At 66.8% G+C, this 9,523-nt stretch carries 11 protein-coding genes; 7 read left to right on the top strand and 4 right to left on the bottom strand.

Annotated features, from left to right (window positions below; genetic code table 11):
• Positions 1-149 precede the first annotated feature (149 nt).
• The 3 genes from CXQ91_RS24955 to CXQ91_RS23955 all read left to right on the top strand — a co-directional run bounded on the left by CXQ91_RS24955 (position 150) and on the right by CXQ91_RS23955 (position 1,586).
• Positions 150-764, top strand: a complete 615-nt coding sequence (locus CXQ91_RS24955; RefSeq protein ID WP_181039034.1) for a hypothetical protein — start codon at positions 150-152, stop codon at positions 762-764.
• A 70-nt stretch (positions 765-834) separates the two neighbouring features.
• The gene (locus CXQ91_RS23960; RefSeq protein WP_104176350.1) at positions 835-1,236 is read left to right on the top strand and encodes a YidH family protein; all 402 of its coding nucleotides are present in this window, start codon (positions 835-837) and stop codon (positions 1,234-1,236) included.
• 2 nt (positions 1,237-1,238) lie between these two features.
• A complete protein-coding gene (locus tag CXQ91_RS23955) occupies positions 1,239-1,586 on the top strand; it encodes a DUF202 domain-containing protein (RefSeq protein WP_104176349.1) in 348 nt (115 codons plus the stop codon).
• A gap of 37 nt (positions 1,587-1,623) precedes the next feature.
• On the opposite strand, the gene CXQ91_RS24950 is transcribed toward CXQ91_RS23955, so the two are convergent.
• Positions 1,624-1,800 (bottom strand): hypothetical protein, encoded by a 177-nt coding sequence (locus CXQ91_RS24950; protein ID WP_181039033.1) that lies wholly within the window; start codon positions 1,798-1,800, stop codon positions 1,624-1,626.
• A 319-nt stretch (positions 1,801-2,119) separates the two neighbouring features.
• On the opposite strand from CXQ91_RS24950, the gene CXQ91_RS23950 reads away from it, so the two are divergent.
• Positions 2,120-2,587, top strand: coding sequence for a sensor histidine kinase (locus CXQ91_RS23950; protein ID WP_104176348.1), 468 nt, complete (start codon positions 2,120-2,122; stop codon positions 2,585-2,587).
• Positions 2,588-2,668: 81 nt separating this feature from the next.
• Here the strand turns inward: CXQ91_RS23950 and CXQ91_RS23945 are convergent, their stop codons facing one another.
• Positions 2,669-4,147, bottom strand: coding sequence for an MFS transporter (locus tag CXQ91_RS23945; protein ID WP_104176347.1), 1,479 nt, complete (start codon positions 4,145-4,147; stop codon positions 2,669-2,671).
• Between the two features lie 84 nt (positions 4,148-4,231).
• On the opposite strand from CXQ91_RS23945, the gene CXQ91_RS23940 reads away from it, so the two are divergent.
• Positions 4,232-4,633: a MarR family winged helix-turn-helix transcriptional regulator gene (locus tag CXQ91_RS23940; RefSeq protein ID WP_104176346.1), complete on the top strand. Its 402-nt coding sequence runs from the start codon at positions 4,232-4,234 to the stop codon at positions 4,631-4,633.
• 86 nt (positions 4,634-4,719) lie between these two features.
• Here the strand turns inward: CXQ91_RS23940 and CXQ91_RS23935 are convergent, their stop codons facing one another.
• Both CXQ91_RS23935 and CXQ91_RS23930 read right to left on the bottom strand, forming a co-directional pair.
• On the bottom strand, positions 4,720-5,976 hold the full coding sequence (locus CXQ91_RS23935; RefSeq protein ID WP_104176345.1) for an FAD-dependent oxidoreductase: 1,257 nt from the start codon (positions 5,974-5,976) through the stop codon (positions 4,720-4,722).
• Positions 5,969-7,309: an aromatic acid/H+ symport family MFS transporter gene (locus CXQ91_RS23930; RefSeq protein ID WP_104176344.1), complete on the bottom strand. Its 1,341-nt coding sequence runs from the start codon at positions 7,307-7,309 to the stop codon at positions 5,969-5,971. Before CXQ91_RS23930 ends, CXQ91_RS23935 begins: the two co-directional genes overlap by 8 nt.
• 48 nt (positions 7,310-7,357) lie before the next feature.
• Between CXQ91_RS23930 and CXQ91_RS23925 the strand changes: the two genes are divergently transcribed.
• Positions 7,358-8,179 carry an IclR family transcriptional regulator gene (locus CXQ91_RS23925; RefSeq protein WP_104176343.1) on the top strand — a complete coding sequence of 274 codons (822 nt, stop codon included), beginning with the start codon at positions 7,358-7,360 and terminating at the stop codon, positions 8,177-8,179.
• A gap of 132 nt (positions 8,180-8,311) precedes the next feature.
• Positions 8,312-9,442, top strand: coding sequence for a cupin domain-containing protein (locus tag CXQ91_RS23920; RefSeq protein ID WP_104176342.1), 1,131 nt, complete (start codon positions 8,312-8,314; stop codon positions 9,440-9,442).
• Positions 9,443-9,523 lie beyond the last annotated feature (81 nt).

Raw genomic sequence — 9,523 nt, 5'->3', positions numbered from 1 at the left:
CAATCATCACCGAGGCCACACCTCACTCAAAGGTCAGCCACCGGCCAGCCGCGTCACTAACCTCTCAGGTCAATACACCTAGGACGCCCGCAGCCTAACTAGCTCCGGGGCGCTGCCGCAGTATTCCGACGCCCGATGACGTCAGGAGCATGACCCCGCCGAACGCCAGCAGGTATCCGGCCACCGTCATCGTTGTCCCGGGCGGCGCTTGTTGCCGCGCGGCCATGCCCGCCGCCGGGCCGCCCGGGGAGGCGCCAGCTGATGAGCCGGAGACCTGCGACGCCGTCACCCCTGGAGATGCGGACGACGACGGCGTAGCTCCCCCTGCGCCCGCGGCTCCCGGATCGCCGTCACTGTTTTCAGGTGTTTGGGTTCCGGGCGCCATTGGCATGACCTCCACCGCTGTGTCGCTCGGGCCGGGCTGGCCCGGGGCGGGGGCCGGCGTCGAGGTTTCCGTGGGCGAGGGCGCAGCCGTCGGCGTCTCCGTGGGCGACGGTGCCGGCGTCGTCGGGCGAGGGAGCAACGGGCTCAGCGGGACGCAAACACCGCCTCCGCCGACCGGAACCTGGCCGGCGGGGCACGGCTCCGCCGCTGCCGCCGTCGCGATCGTCAACACGCTGACGACGACGGCGGACCACAACGCCACAATGCCCAAAACTTTCCGTCCGGTGCCCACGCCGTACAACGCTACCCAACTGTCGGAGGAAACCCGGGACCCCTCCAGCCGTGGTTTCCTGGGGACGCGCCGACCCGGGCCCACCTGACCGGAACGCGGAAACGTGGTAGGCAATAGGGGGCAGCACCGGCAGACCAGCCGTGCACGGAAGGACCACGTTGACAGAAGATTCGAACACCGGCGAGCCGGACGCGAGGAACCGTTTCACGTCCCGGATCCTCCGCGGCGGCACCGAGCCCGATCCGAGGTTCACCCTGGCGAACGAACGCACGTTCCTTGCGTGGATCCGCACGTCGCTGGCCTTGCTTGCCGGCGGCGTCGCCGTCGAGGCGTTTATGGCCGCCCTCCTGGGGCCCGAACTGCGCAAGACCATCGCGGTGCTGCTGCTGGTCCTGGCGCTCGTGATCGGCGGCGGCTCCTTCTTCCGGTGGCTGAACGTGGAACGTGCCATGCGGTCAAAAACTCCGCTGCCGCTCCCCCTCATGGCCCCGGTGCTGGCCATCGGCGGTGCCCTCGTGGCCGCCATCATGGTGGTGTTCGTCATCGCCCGGCCGGCCTGAGCGTGCCGGCGCAGCGCGATGCCGCCTGGCACGGCGATTCCGGTCTCCAGCCGGAACGCACCGATCTGGCCTGGAGCCGCACCACCATGGCGATGGTGGTCGCGGCGGCAGTCTTTCTGCGCTGGCTGCCCCATCACGGCTGGTTCGTCGGGACGCTCGTCGGGGGCGCCATAATCGCTGCCCTGGCCATCTACCTCACCCAAAAACGCCGGTTCCACAAGGCCGTCCGGGGAATCAACCAGGACACCATGCCACCGAACATCAGGTCGATGGCGGCCGTCGCCGCCAGCGTGGTCATCCTCGCCGTTCTGGGGATCTACACGGTCCTGTTCCTGCCGGTGCAGCCATGACGGCGCAGCGGTGTTGGCGCAGCCGTGATTCGTGCGCTCAGAAAAGACGCAGCTGGCCGCCGGCGGCGCCGTCGGCGTCAGGCGGGCTCCACTCGCGCGGAGTCATCCCCAACACGTCATTGAAGTCCGGAAGCAACTCGCCAATGCAGGTCTGACCTTCCAAAACCGGGATCACCACCGTGTTTGCACTGCCGTCGGTGCTTGAATCTGCCACCGGGTGAGTTTACGGCAGGGCACCGGCAGTGGCGAGGTTCGACACTCTGCCGGACCTGGTACCCGAGGCCTTATACGCCTTCGGGAAGCCGAGGGCCGTCGATATGCATGCGATGACCCCGGGCCATGAACCGCCAGGTGAAACTACGCGCACCGGGCCAAGGGCTGTTTGCCTTAATTCTGCCGGAAATTTGCACGAGACCTGCGGATAACTGCCGGAACTCTTGATGCTTGGAACTCAGACTTGATCCAGTCGCACCGATCCAGCCAGACCAAGTGTGCGGATGCCCAGCAAGGGATGCAAGGAAGCAGGGAAAGCCGTGAGTCAAGCAGCAGCTCTGGACGAACGTACCGCCACCGGCGTCATTACGGATGACATAGCTAGTGACTTCCACACCTTGGGACTCGCCGGCTGCATGGACAGGCTGACCATTCCCCTGCGCCAGAACGGGGTATTTGTGCGCTGGGAGACCCCGCACCATGGCGTCGAGATACCGGCAGCCTGCGCTGCGCTGCTCTATCAGGCCGCGCAGGAAACACTCACCAACGCGTTCAAATACTCCCAGGCCACCGAGCTGACCCTCCGGCTGGCAGCCGTTTACCACGGTGTCCGGCTGACCATCACGGACAACGGCGTCGGCTTCCAAAGCCAACTCCTTGGGGGCAGGAAGCACGGGTACGGCATGTGCCTGATGACCATGGCGGTCCACGAAGCCGGCGGTACCATCTCGATTGATTCCGCCCCCGGCAAAGGCACCATGGTATCCATCACCTTTCCCCTGGACTAGCGGCCCAGAGGAGTCCGAAGCGCCGACCGCGAATCGGCTCGCGCCAGCCAGGACGCGCGTGGGTCCTGGCTGGCGGGCAGCTCAACGGCCTGTTGTCGCCGGCTTCCGCTGACGGGACGGCACCGCGGCAATCACGAGGGCGGTCACCGCCACCGCTGCGCTCAGGATCAAGCCCGGGCGGTACTGTTCCAGCATCGCTGCCGCATCCACGGCGGCACCCGGGTCGGGCGCATTGCCGTGACCGCTGACCATCGCCGTGGTGACGGCCAGCACCAGGGCGGCACCCACTTGCGTGCTGGTCTGGATCAGGCCGGCCGCCAGCCCTTGCTCGGCGTTCCTGATGCCTGCCGTGGCCTGGACGTTGATGGACGGAAAGGCCAGGGCGAAACCGACGCCCAGCAGCAGGACGGACGGCAGAATATCCGTCACATAATTGGGCGAGGTGCCCACGCGCAGGAACAGCACATAGCCGAGAGTCAACGACGCCAGTCCCGTCAGGATCAGCCGAGGGGCGCCGAATCTCTCTATGAGCCGGTCCGCGAAGGGTGCGCTCGAGGCAACCAGCAGGCCAGTCGGAAGGAGCGCCAGGGCCATGCCCAGCGGGCTCCACCCCAGCACGGACTGCAGGTAGAGCGTCAGGATGAACTGGAAGCTCAGATACGAGCCGAACAGCCCCACGGCGCTGAGGTTGGCCCGGGCCACCCAGCCTTCCTTGAGGATGCTGAACCGGATCAGCGGGTGTTTGACGCGGTTTTCGATCACGGCGAACGCTGCCAGCACCGCTGCGGAGGCCACGAATCCGGCGATAGTTGCCACAGATCCCCAGCCGTTCCCGGGTGCCGAAACCAGCGTGTAGACCAGCCCCAGCATGCCGGCCGCGAGCGTGACGGCGCCCCAGACGTCATGCCCGCTGTCCGTTTCCCTGCCTTCGGCCTCGCCTGCGGCGGAGTCCCGGGGGATGTACTTCAGTCCAAGGATCACGACGGCGACTGCCACAGGCACCGAGACCAGGAACGTCCAGCGCCAGCTCAGGGCAGTCATAAGGCCTCCAACGACCAGGCCCAGGGAGAAGCCGCTGGCGCCGAAGGTCGTGAAGATGGACACTGCGCGGTTGCGTTCGCGGCCTTCCGCGAAGTTGGTAGTGATGATCGAAAAGCCGGCGGGAGCCGTGAACGCGGCGGCCAGCCCCTTGACGAAACGGGTCGCAATGAGGAGGGCGGGGTCGTCCACCAGGCCGCCCAGCAGGGACGCTGCAGCGAAGACGCTCAGCGCGATAAGGAAGATTCGCCGCCGGCCGAGCAGGTCCGCCATTCGGCCGCCCAGCAGGAGCAGGCTTCCGTAGCCGAGCACGTAGGCGGAGACGATCCATTGGAGGGATTCAGTTCCGAGGTGGAGTTCCGCGCCGATCGAGGGCAGCGCCACACCGACCATTGATACGTCCAGTGCGTCGAGTGCCAGGACGGTGCACAGGACCAGGAGGAGCATCCATTGCGCACGGGTCCATTGCACAGGTGCAAGCCGGTCTCCGGCAGCTCTTTCAAGGGTGGAAGTTGAAGTCATGGCAACAACTTATATGACGCGTCATTGAATGACAAGGAATATTATGACGTGGACTTTTAATTCGTCATGAACTAGAATCGCTGCATGGCAACACCGCAGGACCAGCAGCTGGTTGAGCAATGGCGCAGCATCCAGAACACGTATTTCCGCACCGCAGGCGCAATCGACCGCGCCCTGGAGGCGCGGTTCAGCATTGGCCTGACCGAGTTTGAAATTCTGGACCTGGTGGCCGACAGCACGGACGCGGCATGCCGGATGAAGCAGCTCGGTGAGCGCACCCCCATGACCCAGAGCGCCATGTCCAAGGTGGTGGACAGGCTTGAGAAAGCCGGCCTCATCGCCCGCCGATCCTGCGAAGATGACCGGCGCTCCCTGTTCCTGGAGCTCACCGACGCCGGCCGCGCCCTTCACGGCGAGGCCGCCGTCGAACACCGCGCCCTGCTCAAGGAAAACCTGGACGAGGGCCCGCCGGCGGTGCACCCCTAAAACGCCGACGGGCGAGGAGACCGGCCATTAGGCCGTTCGTCTCCTCGCCCGCCGGGACGTCCTCGCCGCGTAGGGGGCTCGCAGGATCAGGCAGAAATCCGGTCCGCCAGCCTGACGGGAGCCGCCTTAACGGCCGGCACGCCGTCGCCCTCCTGGCCGTGCAGCCAGTCGTTGTACTGGAAGTCGTTGTCCTTCCGGCTCTTGAAGAGCAGGTTGCGAAGCGTCCGCGCCAGTCCGGAGACGTGCCAGGATTCGCCCCAGACGCGGGCAGTGCGCTGGACCCGGGCGGTGCGGCCGGCACGGAGGTTGTTGAATTCCCGGATGGCGTCGTCCCAGCCTCCCGGGTTCACGCCGTCCGGGGTGAACACGGTGCCGTTGCTGGCGTCCTGCAGCACGGCTGCGTCCTCAAGCGCCTGGCAGGCGCCCTGGGCGAGGTACTGGAGCATCGGATGCGCGGCGTCGCCCATCAGCACCATCCGGCCGGCGACCCAGTTTTCGATCGGGTCGCGGTCGTACATGGGCCAGCGCATGCCGGTGCCCAGGTTTTTCAGCGCTTCCTGGACGGCCGGGACACAGTCTTTGTACGCAGCCTCCAGCTCGTCCACTCCCCCGTCCTGCTCCTCGCCGCGCGCGAAGGAAGGGGACTTGAAGACGGCCACAGTGTTGAGCAGTTCGCCCTTGCGCAGCGGATACTGCACCAGGTGGCAGTCCGGTCCGAGGTAGACGATGACGTCCTCCAGGTCGGCCTTCGGCGTGTTTTCGGTGATAGGCACGGTACCGCGGTAGGCAACGTAGGCCGACGAGACCGGCTCGTCACTGGCCACGAGCGGACGCAGGGTGGACTTTAGTCCGTCGGCGCCGATCACGACGTCGGCCTCATAGTCCACGCCGGCGGCGGTGTGGGCCACCCCGCGGCCGTTCACGGTTTCAACACTCTCGACCATGACGTCGTTGACAAGCTTCACGCCCGCCGCCTCACAGCCCTCGAGTAGCACCCGGTGAAGGTCGCTGCGGTGGATCACGACGTACGGCGCACCGTAGCGTTCGGCGAATTCACCGCCGAGCGTCTGGCGGGTAAGCTCCTCGCCGGTGACGGCGTCGCGGAAGACCAGGTGCTTGGGCTGGACACCGATTTCCAGCGCCTTTTCCAGCAGGCCCCATCGACGCAGGACGCGGGACGCGTTCGGGGCCATCTGCAGCCCCGCGCCGACCTCGCCGAATTCGGGGGCCCGTTCCACGAGGGTGACGTTGGCGCCGTTTTCACGCAGCGCGAGGGCTCCGGCCAGTCCGGCCATTCCCCCTCCGATGACGAGGACATCGGTGGACGTGGCGTGCTCAGACATTGATTGCTCCTGTTGGTGAGGATGAGGGTGGGGTTGAGAGTTTCGACTTGAGTTTGAGGCCGACGGCGGCCAGCAGGACAGCGGCGATGGCGGCTGCACCGGCGAAGGCCAGGAAATTGGAATTGACGCCCAGTCCGGCGGCCAGCAGGAGGCCGCCTACCTGGGGTGCGGCGACGGCGCCGATGCGGCCTGTCCCCAAGGCCCAGCCCAGCGCGGTTCCGCGCAGGTGGCCGGGATAGTGGCTCGCGACGGCGGCGATGATGAGGCACTGCGTGCCGTGCGTTCCCACGCCGGCGAGGACCAGCATGAAGTAGACGACGCCGACGGGCGGCCCGGTCACGAGGACCACAAGCGCTCCGGCGGCGACGGCGGCGGCGGCGATCGCCGTCGGAATCGGACCGAAGCGGGTGCCCGCCCAGGCCGTGATGACCGAGCCGGCCACCGCCCCGAGGTTGAGGGCCAGGGCGAAGGTCAGGGCGGAGCCCAGGTTATAGCCGGCCAGCTGCATGAGGTTGGGCAGCCAGGTGCCCAGCCCGTACCAGGCGAAGAGGGTGGCAATTGTCGCCACGGCGAACAGCACGCTGACCCCCAGGTACGGGGCGCGGAGCAGGGAACTGAAGCCGGACGGTTCCTTGACCGGGCGGCCGCGACTGGCGGCCTTGCCGGTGGCGCTGACCGGGGCCAGCGTCTCCGGAAGGTATTTCAGTCCGAGCGGCACCACGACCACCAGGGCAAGTACGGCCACCAGGAACATTGACTCCCAGCCGAAGGCGGGGATCATCTGGATGCCGACGAGCGCGGCGATGGATCCGCCGATCGGGACGCCGGACATCATCAGGGTGGCAACGGTGGACCGCCATTTGGCGGGCACCAGCTCGGCAACGAGGGCGTTCGCTGACGGCACCAGGCCGCCGAGCCCGATGCCGGCGAGGAGCCGCAGGGCGCCGAAGATGGCGGCGTTGGGAGCGAAGGCGCAAAGGATGGTGAAGATCGAGAAAATGACGGCGCAGCCCAGGATGGTGCGGCGGCGGCCCCAGGAGTCGGCCATTCGGCCGGCAAAGATTGCGCCGATCATCATGCCGACGAAGGCCATGGATCCGATGGTTCCGGCGGTGGCCTTGCTCAGTCCCCAGCCGGTCTCGGAGATCAGGGAGGACTGGACGGTGCCATAGACGATGAGGTCGTAGCCATCGAAGACCACCAGCAGCCAGCAGACGAGGACGGCCGCTGCCGAGCCCTTGGAGAACCTCGATGCAGGCCCATTAGCGGCAGTGGCGGCAGGAGCCCCCGAAGAGGACCCGTGCGGCGCTGCAACGGGAAGTGTGTGATTCATCCCACTACTGTCAGCGTCATGGCATGGTAAGCACCATAGAATTCTGATGTGCAGAACATCCCGTCGTCCAAATCGTCCCGGAAGCCCGTGCAGAAGCGGCCCACTTATTCCATCGAGGCAGTGGATAACGCGCTGCAGCTCCTGCAGCTGCTCCGGGACGGTGGTGCACTGCGGCTCAAGGACGCCGCCGGGGAGCTGGGCGTGGCTCCGTCCACCGCCCACCGGCTCCTGGCGATGCTGGTCTACCGGGGCTTCGCCGTGCAGGATGAAAACCGCCGCTATGTGCCCGGTCCGGCGATGGGGGTGGGGCCGGCCGGGCTGAGCTGGACCAGGCTGCTCCGCTCACTCGCCCAGCCGCACATGGAGCTGCTGTCGGCGCAGCTCAACGAGACCGTCAACCTCATGGTCCGGGTGGGCACGAAGGTGCGGTTCCTAGCCACCGTGGAAGGTGGCAACGTGCTGCGCGTTGGCGACAGGCAGGGAACCGTCATGCCAGCCAACAAGACCTCCGGAGGCAAGGCCATGCTCGCCGAACTGGAACCCCCAATGATCGAGCAGCTCTTCCGCAGCAACAATGCCGAAATTGGCGGGGACACCATTCCCGCGGCGGAGTACCCGGCGTTCCTGCGCGAGCTTGAGTCCATCCGCTCCAACGGTTTCGCGGCCAACTTTGAAGGCACGGAGGAGGGCGTGAGCGCCCTCGGCATCGCCCTGCACAACCGGCACGGGCACGTCGTCGGCGCACTCAGCGTAGCCACTCCCGCGACCCGGTTCCGCAGGGTGTTCGACGCCGGACTCGTCGGCGCCCTGCGCGAAACCTGCCGGCAGCTGGAGATCGATATCGCGTCTAACCCGGCGGAGCCGGACTGAACCTCCTTCGGTCCCGATATTTCAGGCTCGAACAAACAATTCTGACCAGCAGAATATGCTGGGGGTCACACTGCTGCATCCGTAGGGTCGAACTACGCCAAAGAACTGTTCTGACCTACCGAGGAGGCCCACGTGTCCATCAGCGCCGAGAACACGACCCATGAATCAGTGGCTGCGGGGCATGCTGCTCCGGAGCCGACGCCGGAAGAGGCTGCCCAGCTGGAGGAGCTGTACCGGGATTTTGACCGGGAGAACCTGATCCCGCTGTGGACCGAGATCGCGGATCTGATGCCGATGGTCCCGACCCCCAAGGCGGTGCCGCATGTCTGGCGGTGGAGTGACCTGTACCCGCTGGCCGCGCGCGCCGGTGACCTGGTCCCGGTGGGCCGCGGCGGGGAACGGCGGGCGATCGCTCTGGCGAACCCGGGCCTGGCCGGTACGCCGTATGCCACGCCGACGTTGTGGGCGGCGATCCAGTACCTCGGTGCCCGCGAGACCGCCCCGGAGCACCGCCACTCCCAGAACGCGTTCCGTTTCGTCGTCGAGGGCGAGGGCGTCTGGACCGTGGTGAACGGGGACCCGGTCCGGATGTCCCGCGGCGATTTCCTGCTGACGCCGGGCTGGAACTTCCACGGCCACCACAACGACACCGATGAGCCGATGGCCTGGATCGACGGCCTGGACATCCCGTTCGTGCACTACGCCGACGCCGGGTTCTTCGAGTTCGGCACCGAACGCGTCACCGACGAGGCCACCCCGGACATCTCCCGCTCCGAGCGCCTCTGGGCCCACCCAGGGCTGCGGCCGCTGTCCGGATTGGATGACACAGTCAGCTCCCCGATCGCCGCGTACCGCTGGGAATACACCGACCGGGCCCTGGCCGAGCAGCTTTTGCTCGAGGACGAGGGCCACCCGGCCACCGTGTCCCAGGGCCACGCCGCGGTCCGGTACACGAACCCGACCACGGGCGGGGACGTGATGCCCACCATCCGCGCCGAATTCCACCGGCTCCGCGCCGGTGCCGCCACCGAAGCGGTCCGGGAGGTCGGCTCCAGCGTCTGGCAGGTCTTCGAAGGCACCGGCACGGTGGTGCTGAACGGCGAGACCAGGACCCTGGCCAAGGGCGACCTCTTCGTCGTCCCCTCCTGGCAGGAATGGTCCCTGCAGGCAGAGTCCGAATTCGATCTCTTCCGCTTCAGTGACGCCCCCATTTTCGAACGCCTGAACTTCAGCCGCACCTACACCGAAGGACGCAACAAGTAATGAAACTCCTCACCCTCCGCCTCTCGAATGAGGGAACAACAGTAACCAGGGCTGTCCGTCAGGACGGGACCACCCTGACCG

The organism is Arthrobacter sp. Y81 (assembly GCF_002929335.1).
Taxonomy (GTDB): domain Bacteria; phylum Actinomycetota; class Actinomycetes; order Actinomycetales; family Micrococcaceae; genus Arthrobacter.
This window is presented reverse-complemented; position numbering and strand designations above follow the sequence as displayed.